Origin of the sequence: Streptomyces sp. RP5T (assembly GCF_003933965.1) — a bacterium.
Lineage (GTDB): Bacteria > Actinomycetota > Actinomycetes > Streptomycetales > Streptomycetaceae > Streptomyces.
In genome coordinates this window covers 1-16,781 of record NZ_RSAJ01000151.1, presented here as the reverse complement: position 1 = coordinate 16,781, position 16,781 = coordinate 1, and the positions used below count along the sequence as shown (strand labels likewise).

General features: G+C 71.8%; 16 protein-coding genes. 9 read left to right on the top strand and 7 right to left on the bottom strand.

Going from position 1 to position 16,781, the window contains the following annotated elements; genetic code table 11:
- Positions 1 to 315 precede the first annotated feature (315 nt).
- From EHS43_RS18020 to EHS43_RS18010, 3 genes are all read left to right on the top strand, one after another.
- Positions 316 to 1,704: an aldehyde dehydrogenase family protein gene (locus tag EHS43_RS18020; protein ID WP_125191795.1), complete on the top strand. Its 1,389-nt coding sequence runs from the start codon at positions 316 to 318 to the stop codon at positions 1,702 to 1,704.
- Positions 1,705 to 1,715: 11 nt separating this feature from the next.
- Entirely contained in the window at positions 1,716 to 2,795 is a 1,080-nt protein-coding gene (locus EHS43_RS18015; protein ID WP_125191794.1) for a Zn-dependent alcohol dehydrogenase, read from the top strand.
- Between the two features lie 129 nt (positions 2,796 to 2,924).
- Positions 2,925 to 4,253: an MFS transporter gene (locus tag EHS43_RS18010; protein ID WP_125191793.1), complete on the top strand. Its 1,329-nt coding sequence runs from the start codon at positions 2,925 to 2,927 to the stop codon at positions 4,251 to 4,253.
- Here EHS43_RS18010 and EHS43_RS18005 read toward each other — a convergent pair.
- The 3 genes from EHS43_RS18005 to EHS43_RS17995 all read right to left on the bottom strand — a co-directional run bounded on the left by EHS43_RS18005 (position 4,239) and on the right by EHS43_RS17995 (position 6,683).
- Complete coding sequence (locus EHS43_RS18005; RefSeq protein ID WP_125191797.1) at positions 4,239 to 5,180, bottom strand: DMT family transporter; 942 nt, start codon at positions 5,178 to 5,180, stop codon at positions 4,239 to 4,241. The two genes, EHS43_RS18010 and EHS43_RS18005, sit on opposite strands and share 15 nt — an antisense overlap.
- A gap of 70 nt (positions 5,181 to 5,250) precedes the next feature.
- Complete coding sequence (locus EHS43_RS18000; RefSeq protein ID WP_125191792.1) at positions 5,251 to 5,973, bottom strand: helix-turn-helix transcriptional regulator; 723 nt, start codon at positions 5,971 to 5,973, stop codon at positions 5,251 to 5,253.
- A 68-nt stretch (positions 5,974 to 6,041) separates the two neighbouring features.
- A complete protein-coding gene (locus EHS43_RS17995) occupies positions 6,042 to 6,683 on the bottom strand; it encodes a TetR/AcrR family transcriptional regulator (protein ID WP_125191791.1) in 642 nt (213 codons plus the stop codon).
- Between the two features lie 76 nt (positions 6,684 to 6,759).
- Here EHS43_RS17995 and EHS43_RS17990 point away from each other — a divergent pair, with 76 nt between their 5' ends.
- From EHS43_RS17990 to EHS43_RS17980, 3 genes are all read left to right on the top strand, one after another.
- Positions 6,760 to 7,914 (top strand): acyl-CoA dehydrogenase family protein, encoded by a 1,155-nt coding sequence (locus EHS43_RS17990; RefSeq protein ID WP_125191790.1) that lies wholly within the window; start codon positions 6,760 to 6,762, stop codon positions 7,912 to 7,914.
- 59 nt (positions 7,915 to 7,973) lie between these two features.
- Positions 7,974 to 8,261 (top strand): YiaA/YiaB family inner membrane protein, encoded by a 288-nt coding sequence (locus EHS43_RS17985; protein ID WP_020117785.1) that lies wholly within the window; start codon positions 7,974 to 7,976, stop codon positions 8,259 to 8,261.
- 288 nt (positions 8,262 to 8,549) lie between these two features.
- The gene (locus EHS43_RS17980) at positions 8,550 to 9,176 is read left to right on the top strand and encodes a TetR/AcrR family transcriptional regulator (RefSeq protein WP_125191789.1); all 627 of its coding nucleotides are present in this window, start codon (positions 8,550 to 8,552) and stop codon (positions 9,174 to 9,176) included.
- Between the two features lie 4 nt (positions 9,177 to 9,180).
- Here the strand turns inward: EHS43_RS17980 and EHS43_RS17975 are convergent, their stop codons facing one another.
- Positions 9,181 to 9,642: a MaoC family dehydratase gene (locus tag EHS43_RS17975; protein ID WP_125191788.1), complete on the bottom strand. Its 462-nt coding sequence runs from the start codon at positions 9,640 to 9,642 to the stop codon at positions 9,181 to 9,183.
- Positions 9,643 to 9,750: 108 nt separating this feature from the next.
- On the opposite strand from EHS43_RS17975, the gene soxR reads away from it, so the two are divergent.
- Entirely contained in the window at positions 9,751 to 10,278 is a 528-nt protein-coding gene (soxR, locus tag EHS43_RS17970) for a redox-sensitive transcriptional activator SoxR (protein WP_125191787.1), read from the top strand.
- Between the two features lie 145 nt (positions 10,279 to 10,423).
- Positions 10,424 to 11,158, top strand: a complete 735-nt coding sequence (locus tag EHS43_RS17965; RefSeq protein WP_125191786.1) for a hypothetical protein — start codon at positions 10,424 to 10,426, stop codon at positions 11,156 to 11,158.
- On the opposite strand, the gene EHS43_RS17960 is transcribed toward EHS43_RS17965, so the two are convergent.
- Positions 11,104 to 11,826 carry a 3-keto-5-aminohexanoate cleavage protein gene (locus EHS43_RS17960; RefSeq protein WP_185806296.1) on the bottom strand — a complete coding sequence of 241 codons (723 nt, stop codon included), beginning with the start codon at positions 11,824 to 11,826 and terminating at the stop codon, positions 11,104 to 11,106. The genes EHS43_RS17965 and EHS43_RS17960 overlap by 55 nt on opposite strands.
- A 91-nt stretch (positions 11,827 to 11,917) precedes the next feature.
- Positions 11,918 to 12,520, bottom strand: coding sequence for a hypothetical protein (locus EHS43_RS17955; protein ID WP_125191785.1), 603 nt, complete (start codon positions 12,518 to 12,520; stop codon positions 11,918 to 11,920).
- 234 nt (positions 12,521 to 12,754) lie between these two features.
- On the opposite strand from EHS43_RS17955, the gene EHS43_RS17945 reads away from it, so the two are divergent.
- Positions 12,755 to 15,541, top strand: coding sequence for a penicillin acylase family protein (locus EHS43_RS17945; protein ID WP_125191783.1), 2,787 nt, complete (start codon positions 12,755 to 12,757; stop codon positions 15,539 to 15,541).
- Positions 15,542 to 15,633: 92 nt separating this feature from the next.
- Here EHS43_RS17945 and EHS43_RS17940 read toward each other — a convergent pair.
- On the bottom strand, positions 15,634 to 16,781 hold a 1,148-nt coding region (locus EHS43_RS17940; RefSeq protein WP_148104055.1), incomplete at its 5' end, for an exo-beta-N-acetylmuramidase NamZ domain-containing protein.

The following is a 16,781-nucleotide window of genomic DNA, read 5'->3' as shown; positions in this document are numbered from 1 at the left end:
GCATGCAGGTCCCCCTCCTGGTCGACATCTCCCACCTCTTCGTCTTCGACCAGCACGGCGAACGCATCTGCCCGTCCCCGGACCACCTGCCGGACCTGGATGAGTGAGAAGGGGGGAGTGAACCGCGAGCGCGGCAGCCGGACTTGGCGGCGGTATCCCGCCGGCCGGTCGCGCGTGACCGTGCGCCTCTCCAGGCCGGTGGCGACTTCTGATGTCCGTGGACGGTCCGGACCCGCTCTGGCGCGAGAAAACTATCGCCGCTAGTTTATGGGGCCGGACGACAACACGTCACGGCCCGGCCCGGAAGGACGCACCATGAAGGCGCACGACGGCATGTACATCGACGGCGAGTGGCGCCCGGCCACCGGCCCGGACGTGATCGAGGTCGTGAACCCGGCCGACGAACAGGTCATCGCACGCGTCCCGGCCGGCACCGCCGAGGACGTCGACAGCGCCGTACGGGCCGCCCGCGCCGCCCTCGCGGCCTGGGCCGCGACCCCGCCCGCCGAGCGGGCCGCCCGCCTCGCCGCCCTGCGGGACGTCCTGGCCGCCCGCAACGACGAGATCGCCGAGACGGTCACCGCCGAACTCGGCTCGCCGCTGAAGTTCTCGCAGAACGTCCACGCCGCCGTCCCCGTCGCGGTCGCCGCCTCCTACGCCGAGCTCGCAGCGACGCACCCCTTCGAGGAGAAGGTCGGCAACTCCACCGTCCACCAGGAGCCGATCGGCGTGGTCGCCGCGATCACGCCCTGGAACTACCCGCTGCACCAGATCGTCGCCAAGGTCGCCCCGGCCCTCGCCGCGGGCTGCGCGGTCGTCCTCAAGCCCGCCGAGGACACCCCGCTGGTCGCCCAGCTCTTCGCCGAGGCGGTCCACGAGGCGGGCATCCCAGCCGGTGTCTTCAACCTGGTCACGGGTCTCGGCCCGGTCGCGGGACAGGCCCTCGCCGCGCACCCGGACGTCGACCTGGTCTCCTTCACGGGCTCCACCGCCGTCGGCCGGCAGATCGGCGCCACCGCCGGTGCCGCGCTGAAGAAGGTCGCCCTGGAACTCGGCGGCAAGTCCGCCAACGTCATCCTGCCGAGCGCCGACCTCGCCAAGGCCGTCAACGTCGGTGTCGCCAACGTGATGTCCAACTCCGGCCAGACCTGCAGCGCCTGGACCCGGATGCTCGTCCACCGCGACCAGTACGAGGAGGCGGTCGGGCTCGCCGCCACCGCCGCAGCGAAGTACGGCGAGCGCATCGGACCCGTCGTCAACGCCAAGCAGCAGGCACGGGTGCGCGGTTACATCGAGAAGGGCGTCGCAGAGGGGGCCAGGCTTGTCGCGGGCGGCCCCGAATCCCCGCGCGAGCAGGGCTACTTCGTCGCCCCGACCGTCTTCGCCGACGTCACCCCCGACATGACGATCGCGCAGGAGGAGATCTTCGGCCCGGTCCTGTCGATCCTGCGCTACGAGGACGAGGAGGACGCCCTGCGCATCGCCAACGGCACGGTCTACGGCCTCGCGGGCGCCGTCTGGGCGGGCGAGGAGCCGGAGGCGGTGGCCTTCGCCCGCCGGATGGACACCGGGCAGGTCGACATCAACGGCGGCCGCTTCAACCCCCTTGCCCCGTTCGGCGGTTACAAGCAGTCCGGCGTCGGCCGCGAGCTCGGCTCGCACGGTCTCGCCGAGTACCTCCAGACCAAGTCCCTCCAGTTCTGAGGAGCCCTCCCGTGGTTCGTGCCGCCGTCCTTCCCGCCGTGGGCGCTCCCCTGGAGGTCACCGACATCGACCTCCCGGACCCCGGTCCCGGCCGGGTCCGCGTCCGCCTCGCCGCCGCCGGTGTCTGCCACTCCGACCTGTCTCTGTCCAACGGCACCATGCGCGTCCCCGTCCCGGCCGTCCTCGGCCACGAGGGGGCGGGCACGGTCGTCGCCGTGGGAGAGGGGGTCACGGGTGTGGCGCCCGGGGACGGAGTCGTCCTCAACTGGGCTCCCTCCTGCGGGACCTGTCACGCCTGCTCGCTCGGCGAGGTGTGGCTGTGCGCCGACGCGCTGAGCGGCGCCGCCGACGTCTACGCCCGCACCGCCGACGGCACCGACCTGCACCCCGGCCTGAACGTCGCCGCGTTCGCCGAGGAGACGGTCGTCCCCGCCTCCTGCCTCCTGCCCCTCCCCGACGGCATCCCGCTCACCGACGCGGCCCTGCTGGGCTGCGCCGTCCTCACCGGCTACGGCGCCGTCCACCACGCGGCACGGGTCCGCGAGGGTGAGACGGTCGCGGTGTACGGCGTCGGCGGAGTGGGTCTGGCCGCGCTCCAGGCCGCCCGGATCGCGGGCGCGTCGAAGATCGTCGCGGTCGATGTCTCCCCGGAGAAGGAGGAGTTGGCGCGTGCTGCCGGAGCCACCGACTACGTGGTCGCCTCCGAGAACACCGCGCGCGAGATCCGGGGCCTGACCGGCAGGCAGGGCGTCGACGTCGCCGTGGAGTGCGTCGGCCGCGCGTCGGCCATCCGCGCGGCCTGGGACTCCACCCGCAGGGGCGGCCGTACGACGGTCGTCGGTATCGGCGGCAAGGACCAGCAGGTCACCTTCAACGCCCTGGAGATCTTCCACTGGGGCCGCACCCTCGCGGGCTGCGTCTACGGCAACTCCGACCCCGCCGAGGACCTTCCGGTGCTCGCCGAGCACGTCCGGGCGGGCCGCCTCGACCTCGGCGCCCTGGTGACGGAACGGATCGCGCTGGACGGCATCCCGGCGGCGTTCGACAACATGCTGGCGGGCAAGGGCGGCAGGGCCCTGGTGGTGTTCTGAGCGAGGGGTCGCCCGGGGCACCGGTTCAGGTGCTCCGGGCAACCTTCCCGCACAACCGTTGACCCCATACCGTCCGGTCAGTATGTTCAGCCGCCAACGTCCCCACGCACCCACCGGAGTGTGCACCCCATGGACACGGCCCCTTCCGCTCACCCCACTTCCGTGGCCGCGCCGGCCTCTCCCCACCGCCGCCGCGTCGCGACCGCGGCCGCGCTCGCCTCCGCCGTCGAGTGGTACGACTACTTCGTCTTCGGCATCGCCGCCGCCCTCGTCCTCGGCGATCTGTACTTCCCCGCGGGCAGCTCCACCGCCGGTGTCCTCGCCGCCTTCGCCACCTTCGCCGTCGGCTTCCTGGCCCGCCCGATCGGCGGCATCGTCGCCGGCCAGATCGGTGACAAGCGCGGCCGCAAGCCCATGCTGGTCCTCGCCCTCACGCTCATGGGCCTCGCCACCACCGGCATCGGCCTGCTGCCGACGTACGACACGATCGGCGTCGCCGCCCCGATCCTGCTCGTCCTCCTGCGCGTCGTGCAGGGCGTCGCGGTCGGCGCGCAGTGGGGCGGCGCGATGCTGCTGGCCACCGAGTACGCCCCCGAGGGCAGGCGCGGGCTCTACGGCAGTGTCGTCCAACTCGGCGTCCCCATCGGCGTGGTGACCGCCAACACGGTCTTCCTGCTGGCCGGGGCCTTCACCACCGACGCCGGGTTCGCGGCCTGGGGCTGGCGCGTCCCCTTCCTCATCGGCCTGTTCGTGCTCGCGCTCGCCTGGTACATCCACGCCAAGGTCGAGGAGACCCCCGAATTCCGCCAGGCGGAGAGGGAGTTGGCCGAGAAGGAGAAGACCGCGCAGAACTCCCCGCTGCGCATGATCCTCCGCCACCACCTCGGCACGGTCCTGCTCGCCGGCGGCTCCTTCGCCGTGAACACCGCGACCTTCTACATCCTGATCACCGGTGTCCTCGACTACACCACCCGCGATCTCGGCATGAAACGCAGCGCCGTTCTCACCGTCTCGCTCTGCGTCAGCCTCACCCAGCTGGTGCTGATCCCGGCCGCCGCCGCGCTCTCCGACCGACTCGGCCGTATCCGCGTCTACGCCCTCGGCGCGCTCGGCATCGCCCTGTGGGCCGTACCGATGTTCCTGCTCATCGACACCGGGTCGCTGCTGTGGCTGGCGGTCGGCACCTTCGTCGCCGGATGCTTCCTGAGCATCATGTACGGCCCCCAGGCCGCCCTGTTCGCCGAGTTGTTCACGCCCGAGATGCGGTACACGGGCGCCTCCCTCGGCTACCAGATCGCGGCCGTGCTCGGCGGGGGACTGGCGCCCTTCCTGATGGTGCTGCTGCTGGAGGCCACCGGGACCTCGATGGCGGTCTCCGGGTACCTCATCGGGCTCTCGGTGATCGCGCTGCTCTGCATCAAGGTGCTTGCGGGCAGGGCGCGTTCACGCGGAGTCTGACGCCCTCTCGGGCTGCGGCCCCGGTGCCGTCACCGGGGCCGTGGCCACCCGTGCGCGGGACCGGGAGCGGGACACCGCCACACCCGCCAGGCACAACGCCCCGCCCGCGAGCGTGAACAGGCCCGGGACCTCGCCGAGCGCCAGCCACGACATCAGGACGACCAGGGCGGGCACCGCGTAGGTGGTCGCGCCCATGCGGCTGGCGGTCGTACGGGCCAGGGCGTAGGCCCAGGTGGTGAAGGCCAGTGCGGTCGGGAACACGCCCAGATAGACCATGTTGAGGGTCGCCGAGGCCGGGGCGTCGGCCGCCTCGGACACCAGCTGTCCGGCGAACGGCAGGCAGACGACGGCCCCCACGACGCAGCCGAACGTCGTCGCCTGGAGCGGGGTCGCGGAGCCCAGGACCGGCTTCTGCGAGACGACCCCGCCGGCGTAGGCGATCGCCGCGAGCAGGCACAGGACCACGCCGAGCACCGAGGAGCCGCCGTCGTCCGACATGGACAGGCCCACGGTGACCGCGCCGGCGAAGGACACCGCCATTCCGGCCAGCAGCCGGGGCGGCATCGCGTCCCCGAGCAGGCGCGCGCCGAGCAGCGCGATCAGGATCGGGCCGATGTTCACCACCAGGGCCGCGGTGCCCGCGTCCACCTGCTGCTCGCCCCAGTTCAGGACGACCATGTAGAAGCCGAACCACAGGACGCCGGAGATCGCGATGCCGCGCCAGGCGGAGCGCGGCGGGAGCCCTTCCCGGCGTATCAGGCAGATCACGCCCAGGGCGAGCGCACCGGACAGGAGCCGGCCGAGGGCCAGCGCGCCGGGGGAATAGGCGGCGCCCGCGCTGCGGATGGAGACGAAGGCGGACGCCCACAGGACGACGGTGACGGTGGCCGCCCCGGCGGCGAGGAGTTCGGTGCGGCGGTGGTTCATCATGCTCCTGAGGTTAGGTAGCCGCGGCTTCGAGGGCTCGCGGATTTCGGACGGGTGCTCGGCGGGATCCTCAGCGCAGCGCCTCCGCGTCGATGCCCAGGAGGTCGGCCCACGCCTGTTCTCCCGCCGCCGTCACCTTCACCGCCCGCTCCGAGCCGATGCGCACGCACCAGCCCGCGTCCAGCGCGTGCCGGCACAGGGCCGCCCCCGCCACGCCCGCCAGGTGCGGCCGGCGTTCCGTCCAGTCGAGGCAGCCCCGGGCCAGCGGGCGGCGGCCCCGGCGGTCGAGGGCAATGCCTGTCGCCGCGAACCACGCGAGGCCCGCGTCGGTGAGCGCGAAACCCGTGTCCTGGCGCAGCAGTCGGCGTGCGGTCAGGGCGTCGGTCAGGGCGATGCCCAGGCGGCCCGCGAAGTGGTCGTAGCACGTGCGGCCCCGGGCCATCGCCGATCCGGCGCTCGACTCCCGCAGGTTCCGCGGGCGTGGGGCGGCGCCCGGGGCGTGCGGGCCGGGGGCGACCTGTGCCGCGAGGTCCTCGACCAGGTGGGCCACCCGCGCGTCGGCGAGGCGCACGTACCGGTGGCGGCCCTGCCGCTCCTCGGTCAGCAGTCCGCCCGCGACCAGCTTGCCAAGATGCTCGCTCAGGGTCGAGGCGGCGACCCCCGCGTGGCGGGCCAGCTCACCGGCGGTCCAGGCCCGGCCGTCGAGGAGGGCCAGCAGACAGGCGGCCCGGGTCTCGTCGGCGATCAGGGCGGCGAGCCTCGCCAGTGAGGGTGCCTGCGGGTCCTTGGTCATGCGCTCCAGCATGGGCCAGGGAGGGTTCGGCGCCCACCGAAATGTCCTCGGCGGCTGCCGGGACAGGTCTACGCGGGGCGCCCGACCTGCTCGTACTGCTGCACCAGTCCGTCCAGCAGGGCCCTGAGCCCCGTCTCGAAGGCCCGCTCGTCGATCTTCTCCTGCTGCTCGGCGAGCAGGTGGGCCTGGCCGAGATGGGGGTAGTCGGCGGGGTCGTACGCGCTCGCGTCGTCCACGAAGCCGCCGGCGAACGAACCGAGTGCCGAGCCCATGATGAAGTACCGCATCAGCGCGCCGATGGAGGTGGCCTGAGCCGGTGGCCAGCCCGCGTCGACCATCGCGCCGTAGACCGCGTCGGCCAGGCGCAGTCCGGCGGGGCGGCGGCCGGGGCCCTGGGCCAGGACCGGGACGATGTTGGGGTGGTCGCGCAGGGCGGTGCGGTAGGAGACGGCCCAGTCGTGCAGGGCGGTCCGCCAGGCCCGGCCGTCCTCGAACATCGACAGGTCGACCTGCGCGCTCACCGAGTCGGCGACCGCCTCCAGGATCTCGTCCTTGGTGCGGAAGTGGTTGTAGAGGGACGGGCCGCTGACCCCGAGCTCCGCCGCCAGCCGCCGGGTGGACAGGGCCGAGAGGCCCTCCGCGTCCACGAGGGCACGTGCCGTCTCGACGATCCGGTCGGTGCTGAGGAGGGGCTTGCGCGGTCGGGCCATGGCGCACATAGTAGGGCTGCGCACAAGAAACTAGCAGTGCTAATTTAATGGTGTTCTTCTCAAGTGAGGTGATCTCGTGGTCGACCTGGGGCTCAGCGAGGAGCAGGCCGCCGTCCGGCGGCTGGCGCGGGACTTCGTGACCCGGGAGATCGCCCCCCACGTCGTCGCCTGGGACCGCGCCGAGGACGTCGACCGGTCCATCGTCAAGAAGCTCGGCGAGGTCGGCTTCCTCGGGCTGACCATCGACGAGGAGTACGGCGGCTCGGGCGGCGACCACCTGGCGTACTGCCTGGTCACCGAGGAGCTCGGGCGGGGTGACTCGTCCGTGCGCGGGATCGTGTCCGTCTCCCTCGGGCTCGTGGCCAAGACGGTCGCCGCGTGGGGGACCGAGGAGCAGAAGCGGCGCTGGCTCCCGGGGCTCACCTCCGGCGATCACGTCGGCTGCTTCGGCCTCACCGAGCCCGGCACCGGCTCCGACGCGGGCAACCTGGCCACCCGGGCGGTGCGGGACGGCGACGACTACGTCATCGACGGCACCAAGATGTTCATCACCAACGGCACCTGGGCCGACGTGGTGCTGCTGTTCGCCCGGTCGACGGATGCCCCCGGTCACCAGGGCGTCTCCGCCTTCCTGGTGCCGACGGACACCCCCGGCCTCACCCGTCGCACGATCCACGGCAAGCTCGGACTCCGCGGCCAGGCCACCGCCGAACTGGTCCTGGAGGGGGTGCGGGTGCCGGCCTCCGCGATGGTCGGCGAGGAGGGCAAGGGGTTCTCGGTGGCCATGTCCGCGCTGGCCAAGGGGCGGATGTCGGTGGCGGCGGGGTGCGTGGGCATCGCGCAGGCGGCGCTGGACGCGGCCGTGCGGTACGCGGGGGAGCGCGAGCAGTTCGGCAAGCCGATCGCGGGGCACCAGCTGGTCCAGGAGCTGATCAGCGACATCGCCGTCGACGTGGACGCGGCCCGGCTGCTGACCTGGCGGGTGGCCGACCTGATCGACCGCGGTGAGCCCTTCGCCGTCGAGTCCTCCAAGGCCAAGCTGTTCGCCTCGGAGGCGGCGGTGCGTGCCGCGAACAACGCGTTGCAGGTGTTCGGCGGATACGGGTACATCGACGAGTACCCGGTGGGCAAACTGCTGCGCGACGCCCGCGTCATGACCCTCTACGAGGGCACGAGCCAGATCCAGAAGCTCGTCATAGGGCGGGCGTTGACGGGTGTCTCGGCGTTCTGAGTACGGTCTGAGTATCTGAGCGGATGTGGCTCGGGTCACGGTTCGAGGAGACTCGGGCCATGAGCGACACACCGGTCAAGCAGCAGAACACGGCGGCCTTCTACGGTCAGGCCGTCGCCTCCTTCGCCGTGGCCATGGCCGCCACGGCGGTCGGCATCTTCCGGCTGAACGCCGACGCCTGGGTGCGCGGCTTCCTGGCGATCGCCGTCCTGTACCTCGTCACCTCCGCCTTCACCCTGGCCAAGGTCATCCGCGACCGCCAGGAGGCCGGCCAGATCGTCAGCCGGGTCGACCAGGCCCGCCTGGAAAAACTCCTCGCGGAACACGACCCCTTCGAGAAGCTCTGAAGCTCTGCCGTGAAAAGGGGGCCGGCACCTGCACTCTGCCCGAGTCCGGGGCCCGGGCCCGGCCCTGAGCCGCTTCCGGGCGCTTCTCCGGGCTGCCCCCGAGCGAATCATGATCCCTGGGCGCCCGGCCCTGCGCGGGTCACTGAACCCTGTGCCGCGTGGATCCCCCGGCCCCCGCCCTGGGCCGCCCCGCCCCGCTCCCCATTCCGGCCCTCTGAGCGGGCAGGCTAAGCGCTCGCTCAGGTTGGGCGGTATGGTGGGGGTTCTGACAGTGGAGAGGGGCGTGCCATGAGTACGGCGGAGGAGACGGCCGGCGGCGAGACGTCGGCGTGGGGCGAGGTCACGCCCGACGCGGCGCGGCGGCTGCTCGTAGCCGCGGTGGAGGCGTTCGCCGAGCGCGGCTACCACGCCACCACGACCCGGGACATCGCGGGCCGGGCCGGCATGAGCCCCGCCGCGCTCTACATCCACTACAAGACCAAGGAAGAGCTGCTCCACCGCATCAGCCGGATCGGTCACACCAAGGCGCTGGAGATCCTCCAGGTCGCGGCCCGCCGCGAGGGCACCGCGACCGAGCGGCTCGCGGACGCGGTGAGCTCCTTCGTGCGCTGGCACGCGGGCGGCCGTACCACCGCCCGGGTCGTCCAGTACGAACTCGACTCCCTCGGCCCCGACGCCCGCGCCGAGATCCTCGCCCTGCGCCGGCGGTGCGACGCCGAGGTGCGCGGGATCATCGAGGACGGCGTGGCCTCCGGCGAGTTCGACGTGCTCGACGTGCGGGGCACCACCCTCGCCGTCATGTCGCTGTGCATCGACGTGGCCCGCTGGTTCAACCTCGACGGCCCCTGGACGCCCGACGAGGTCGGCGCGCTCGACGCCGACCTCGTGCTGCGGATGGTGGGGGCGGCGAAGTAGCCGCTCAGAGGTAGTAGCGGGACACCGACTCCGCCACGCACACCGGCTTGTCCCCGCCCTCGCGCTCCACGCTGAAGGCGACGGTGACCTGCACGCCGCCCGCCACGTCGTCGACGCCGGTGATCCGCGCGGTGGCGCGCAGCCGGGAGCCCACGGGTACCGGCGCGGGGAAACGCACCTTGTTCGTCCCGTAGTTGACGCCCATCTTCACGCCCTCGACCTTGATCAGCTGCGGTCCGAACAGCGGCAGCAGGGACAGGGTGAGATAGCCGTGCGCGATGGTCGTGCCGAAGGGGCCCTGCGCGGCCTTCTCCGGGTCGACATGGATCCACTGGTGGTCACCCGTGGCGTCCGCGAACAGGTCGATGCGCTTCTGGTCGACCTCCAGCCAGTCGGTGTACCCCAGTTCCTCGCCCACCGCCGCCTTCAGCTCGTCGGCGCCCGTGAAGATCCTCGGCTCTGCCATGTCCCTGGCCTCCTCGCCACATGATGTCTAAGCGACTGCTTAGCATGGTCGGCCGCGAAGCCCCTGTCAACGGACCACGAGAGTGACGGCATGGGTAGGCTTCGAGGGGTGCCCCAGATTCCCGAGAAGATCCACGAACTCACGGTCGGCCAGCTCGCCGCCCGCAGCGGCGCCGCCGTCTCCGCCCTGCACTTCTACGAGTCGAAGGGTCTGATCAGCAGCCGCCGCACCACGGGCAACCAGCGCCGGTACTCCCGTGACGCGCTGCGCCGGGTCGCGTTCGTCCGGGCCGCCCAGCGCGTCGGCATCCCCCTGGCCACGATCCGTGACGCCCTGTCCGAACTCCCCGAGGAGCGCACCCCCACCCGTGAGGACTGGGCCCGCCTCTCCGAGGCGTGGCGCTCCGAACTCGACGAGCGCATCAAGCAGTTGAACCGCCTCCGCGACCACCTGACCGACTGCATCGGATGCGGCTGCCTCTCCCTCGACACCTGCGTCCTGTCCAACCCGGACGACGTCTTCGGTGAGCGGCTGACCGGTTCACGGCTGCTGGTGGAGCGGAGCGGGAACGGCCAGGGCCAGGGCAACGGCCGACGGGACCGGCAGCGGCGGGAGACCGCGGACGAGTGCCGCTGAGCCGCACGGCCGGGCGGGCCGGGCGCGGCACCCGTCCCGCCCGGCCGCACCGGAATCCGGCGGCGCGTCCTCCCCGGGCCTGGTAAGGTCGCGCTCTTCGGCCGGCGGCGACACCGCGCCCGGAGTCCTGACGGGCACAACTCCCATGACATCAAAGGCCCTTGACGCGGCCCTCGCCGACATCGACACCGTCTTCAATGGTTTCGCCGCCCCCACCGAGACCGGCTGCGAGCGGTGTTGGCTCCCCGAGGAGACGGCATACCTGCGTACGCCGTACACCGCGGTGCCCGCCGATCTGGTCCGCCGGTTCGGCTTCGAGAGCCCCGGCCATTTCGAGGATCACGCGGCGGTGATGCGCCGTCTCCTGCCGCAGACGGCGCACGCCATGGCCGAGGGCACCCTGGACGGCATCGGCTGGGGGCAGCACGGCCTGAGCCGGGTGGACTGGCGGGCCTGGCCGTCCGAGCAGGCGGCAGCCGTCGAGGCGTTCGTGCACGCCTGGTGGGACGACACGCTCACGACGCCAAAGCCGCCGTACCCCGCCCCCGACGTGCTGGAGACCTGCGCCGCGATCCTGGGCGATTTGACCCCGCTGCTCGACCGTCTCCGGACCCGGCCGGTCCTCGGGGCGCATGTCGTGAGCTGCGCGAGGGCCTGGCTGTACGACCTGATCACCGACGACTCGCCGTTCCGCTGGTGGTACGACGGGGACGAGGTCGCTCTCGTGACCGAACTCCGGTCCTGGCTCTCGGTCCACGCACCCGCCTGCCTCCGCGCCGAGGGCGAGCCCGACCTGGCCAAGAAGGCCGAACTCCTCGCCCTGCCCTACGACGAGCGCTGGGAGCACCCGTACTGGACCAGCGCCTCGGCCACCAACTGAGCGTTGGACGCCGCCCGTTCACCGTCCGGCAGGAACAGCGTGTCCTCCAGGCCCATCCGGGTCGCGAGACCCAGCCGGCCCGCCAGCCGCAGCACCGGCCAGGCGCCGGCGTCCTCGCCGTGCAGCAGCACCGGGCGGCCGTCGGCCGTGCCGAGTTCGGCGAGCAGCGTACGCGCGCAGGCTTCCGCGGCTTCGGTGTCCGTCACCTCCGCGAGGACACGCAGCACCTGCGGCCCGAGCGGGGACACGGCGAACCGCCCGGCCGCGTCCGTGCCCGACCAGATGCCCGCCTCCACCCCGACACCCCGGTCGATCAGCGCGGCCGCCGTCTCCTCGGCGCCCGGCTCGTGCCAGTTCACCGAGGCGTGGTCGGGCAGCACGGTCCAGCTCCGGACGCGGGCGACCCGGGCCGCCGGGTCCGGTTCCGCCCACGCGCCGGTCGTCACGCCGACCGGGACCGACACCCGCGCGCGGATCGCGTCGAGGGTCGCCGCGACCACCCGCGGCGACAGACTGTCCCGCCCGCACGGCGACTTGGGGTGGACATGGATGTCCGTGGCGCCCGCCGCGACGGCCTCGGCCGCCGCCCGCGCCATGGACTCCGGGGTGAGCGGCACCGCCGACCCGTCGGCGGCCCCGCGCGGGCCGTTGAGACACACCTGCACCATTCCTCGATGGTGCCAGGCCGCACCGACACTCCGGGACCGCCGTGACAGGGGGTGCGGCATCCCCGACGCACCCCCGGCGCGCTCGTACGCTCTAGGCCGACATCAGCAACCGTCCGCGCCTGGCGTCCGCCAGGGCCTCCGGGGTGAGCACGGGCCGCGGCACCAGGATTCCGCAGTCCACGCAGACCGGGCCGGTCGAGGGTTCATGGTCCAGTTCGTACTTCCACACGAGCCGCTCCCCGTCGCACACCGGGCACACCGCGCCCGGCTCGCGCTCCAGCGCGGAGATCAGCCGGCGCAGCACCTCGGCCAGCGAGTCGTCGGGGTGCACCCGGGGGTCGTCGCACCATGCGACGCCGAACCCGCCCCAGGTCAGCCGGTGCCAGTCGTCGACACTGCCCGGCCTGCGCAACCCGTCGTGCTTCTCCTTCTTGCGCCGCTCGGCGAACTCGACCTCGTAGGCCAGCCAGACCGAGCGCGCCTCCTCCAGCTCCTCCAGTGCGGCCACGAGCCGCACCGGGTCGGGGGAACGGTCCTCGGGGCCGAAACCCGCCCGGGAGCACAAGTGGTCCCAGGTCGCCCTGTGCCCGTAGGGAGCGAACCGCTCAAGGCACTTGCGCAGCGAGTAGCGCCGAAGCGCCAGATCGCATCGCGGATCCCGCACCTGTCTCGCCAGACTCCGGAAACCGGCCATCGCCCTGCACCTCCGTCACAACTGCACCTGTACTTCGGTCACTTCGGCGTCGCCGCACGGACTTCCCGCGGCGTTGCCGAATAGACGTATCGACAAGCGATTTGGCTCCATCCGATTTCCGATGCCCCCCATAAGCGCGAGAACCCCTGTCAAAACTTGACGCATGTTCATCTTCAATCTCGGGGATACCGGCGGTAACGTCCGGCCACACCCCCACCGTCGGTTGGAGCTGCCATGCCACGGCGCACCTCACGCACCGCACTCGACAGACTGAGAACTCCCGGCAGACTCACCGGGTTCCTGAAGTCCGCATCCGTATGCGTCCTGATTGCCGGTCTTTTGTCCCCGCTTGCCCAGACGGCCTCCGCCGCCGAGGCCGCCGCCCCGAACGACTACTGCGGCGGCCAGTGTTCCGACATCCTGCCGCCCGGCGAGAACGGGAACGCGACCCTCGCGCAGGTCCTCCTCAACCAGGCCTTCGGCACCCAGCCCGACCACGCCGAGGACCAGCTCGGCCCCTACGCCAACCTGGCCAAGGGGTACCCCACGCTCACCAGTTCCACGATCAACACGTTCTTCAACGACGCGTCCTTCGGCGTCGCCTCCGACCAGGTCGCCTCCACCCTCAGCCCCGCCGGCCGCACCGACGTGACGATCGTCCGTGACAAGAAGACGGGCGTCCCCCACATCACCGGTACCACCAGGTACGGCACCGAGTTCGGCGCGGGCTACGCGGCCGCCCAGGACCGGCTGTGGCTCATGGACGTCTTCCGCCACGTGGGCCGCGGCCAGCTGACCGCCTTCGCGGGCGGCGCCCCCTCCAACCAGGGCCTGGAGCAGCAGTTCTGGCGCAACGCCCCCTACAGCGAGGCCGACCTCCAGGCGCAGATCGACAACGCGGTCGCGTCCAACGGCGCCCGCGGCCAGCAGGCCCTCGCCGACGCCAACGCCTATCTCGCCGGCATCAACTCCTACATCGACGCCTCCGACAGCGGCCGCTACTTCCCCGGCGAGTACGTCCTGACCGGCCACAAGGACTCCATCACCAACGCCGGCACCATCGAGCACTTCAAGCTCACCGACCTGGTCGCGCTGGCCTCCGTCATCGGCGCCCTGTTCGGGTCCGGGGGCGGCGGCGAGGTCAACAACGCGCTCTCGCTGATGGCCGCCCAGGAGCGGTACGGAGTGACGAAGGGCACCGAGGTCTGGGAGTCCTTCCGCGAACGCAACGACCCCGAGGCCGTCCTCACCGTCCACAACGGCGAGAGCTTCCCCTACGCCGGCAAACCGGCGAACCCGCAGGGCGAGGCACTGCCCGACGCCGGTTCGGTGAGCACCGAGCCGCTGGTCTACGACACCACCGGCACCGGCGCCGACCAGAGCGCCTCGGAAGCCTCCGCCACGGCGACCGCGAACGCGCTCACCTCGGCCAAGCGCGGCATGTCCAACGCCCTCGTCGTCAGCGGGAAGTACACCGCCAGCGGCCACCCGGTCGCCGTCTTCGGCCCGCAGACCGGCTACTTCGCCCCCCAGCTCCTCATGCTCCAGGAGATCCAGGGCCCCGGCATCAGCGCCCGCGGCGCCTCCTTCGCGGGCCTGAGCATGTACGTCGAACTCGGCCGCGGCCAGGACTACTCGTGGTCCGCCACGACCTCCGGCCAGGACATCATCGACACCTACGCCGTCGAGCTGTGCCAGGACGACTACCACTACCTCTACCACGGCACCTGCACGGCCATGGAGAAGATCGAGCAGAAGAACTCCTGGGCCCCGACCACGGCCGACGGCACCGCCAAGGGGTCGTACACGATGAGGGTCTGGCGCACGAAGTACGGACCCGTCGAGTACCGGGCGACCGTCGGCGGCAAGAAGGTCGCCTACACCACCCTGCGCTCGTCCTTCATGCACGAGGCCGACTCGATCATCGGCTTCCAGATGCTGAACGACCCGGACTACGTCAAGAGCCCGCAGACCTTCCAGAGCGCGGTGCAGCACATCAACTACACCTTCAACTGGTTCTACGCCGACTCCACGCACACCGCGTACTACAACAGCGGCAACAACCCGGTGCGCCCGTCCGGTGTGGACGCCGAGTTCCCGGTGTGGGCGCAGTCGGCGTACGAGTGGCGGAACTGGAACCCGGCGACGAACACCGCCGACTACACGCCGGCCTCCGCCCACCCCAACTCCATCGACCAGGACTACTACATCTCCTGGAACAACAAGCAGGCCAAGGACTACACGACCGCGCCCTGGGGTGATGGGTCCGTGCACCGCGGCAACCTGCTGGAGGACCGGGTCAAGAAGCTGGTCGCCGCGGGCGGGGTCACCCGGACCTCGCTGGTGAAGGCCATGGCCGACGCCGCCCTCGCCGACCTGCGCGCGGAGGACGTCCTCCCGGACCTGCTCAAGGTGGTCAACAGCTCGCCGGTCACCGACTCCACGGCGGCGGCCGCGGTGAGCAAGCTCCAGGCGTGGCTGACGGCCGGCGGCAAGCGCACCGAGACGTCGGCGGGTTCGAAGAAGTACGCCGACGCCGACGCGGTCCGCATCCTGGACGCGTGGTGGCCGCTGCTGGCCAAGGGCATCTTCGAACCGGGCCTCGGCACGAGCCTGTACACCGCCATGCAGGCCAACCTGCCCGTCGACGAGTCCCCGTCGGCCGCGCACGGCCCCACCGGCGCCCACGCGGGCAGCTCCTTCCAGTACGGCTGGTGGAGCTACGTCGACAAGGACCTCCGCGCGGTGCTCGGTGAGAGCGTGCAGGGTCCGCTCGCGGACAAGTACTGCGGCGGCGGCAGCCTCGGCGCCTGCCGGGACATCCTGATCAGCACCCTGAAGACCGCGGCCGGCAAGACGGCGGCCCAGGTCTACCCCGGCGACGACCTGTGCTCGGCGGGCGACCAGTGGTGCGCCGACTCGATCGTGCAGCGCACCCTGGGCGGCATCAAGCACTACAACATCAGCTGGCAGAACCGCCCGACCTACCAGCAGGTGGTGGAGTTCACCTCGCACAGGTGAGCCGGTGACGGCGGCGGGCCGGCGGACACGGCCCGCCGCCGGTCCAGTGGGGCCGGCTCGCGGGGCGAAGCCGGCCGTACCTCCTCCACGCCTCATCCGTAGAGGAGGTAATTCCTTCGAATCCGCCGGAAGACGCCCAGCTCCTCGTGCCAGCCCGCCACGACCTCGTCGGTGCCCGCACCGGCGTCGATCATCGTGCGGACCCGGGTGGAACCGGTGAGCCTGTCGATCCAGTTGTCGGGGCGCCAGGCGAACCCGGACCAGGTCCGGCGGGCGGTCACGAGCAGGGCGATGCCGGTGCGGACGGGGTCGAAGGCCGGACGGTCGTGGACGTGGATCTGGACCCCGCCGATCGTCTTCCCCTGGAACTTGGAGAACGTCGGCGCGAAGTACGCCTCCCTGAAGTGCACACCGGGCAGGCCGAGTTCGTTCGCGGCGGCGGCCCAGCGGCCGTCCAGGCCCTCCGCGCCCAGCAGTTCGAAGGGGCGGGTGGTGCCACGGCCCTCGGAGAGGTTCGTGCCCTCGAACAGGCAGGTGCCGGAGTACACCAGCGCCGTGTCGGGGGTGGGCATGTTCGGGCTCGGCGGGACCCAGGGCAGGTTCCAGGCGTCGTAGAACTCCGAGCGCCGCCAGCCCGTCATCAGGACCGTCTCCAGGGGGACCGGGGTGGTGAGGAACTCGCCGTTGAAGAGCCGGGCCAGCTCCGCGACGGTCATGCCGTGCGCCTGGGAGATCGGCTGCCTGCCCACGAAGCTCGCGAACTCCCTGTGCAGGACCGGCCCTTGGGCCGCCCGGCCGGTGACCGGGTTGGGGCGGTCCAGGACCACGAAGCGCTTTCCCGCGAGCTGGGCCGCCTCCATGCAGTCGTACAGGGTCCAGATGTAGGTGTAGAACCGGGCGCCGACGTCCTGGATGTCGAAGACGACCGTGTCCACGCCGGAGGCGGTGAAGATGTCGGCGAGGGCCTGGCCGCTCTTCAGATAGGTGTCGTAGACGGGGAGGCCGGTCGCGCGGTCCTCGTAGCGGCCCTCGGAGCCGCCTGCCTGCGCGGTGCCCCGGAAGCCGTGTTCGGGGCCGAAGACGGCCCTCAGGTCCACTCTCTCGTCGGCGTGCATCACGTCGACGATGTGGTGGACGTCGCGGGTCACGCCGGTGGGGTTGGTGACGACGCCGACCTTCCGGCCGCGGAGCGGTTCGTAGCCGGACGCGGCGAGGTTCTCGAAACCGGTCCGCCTGCGGG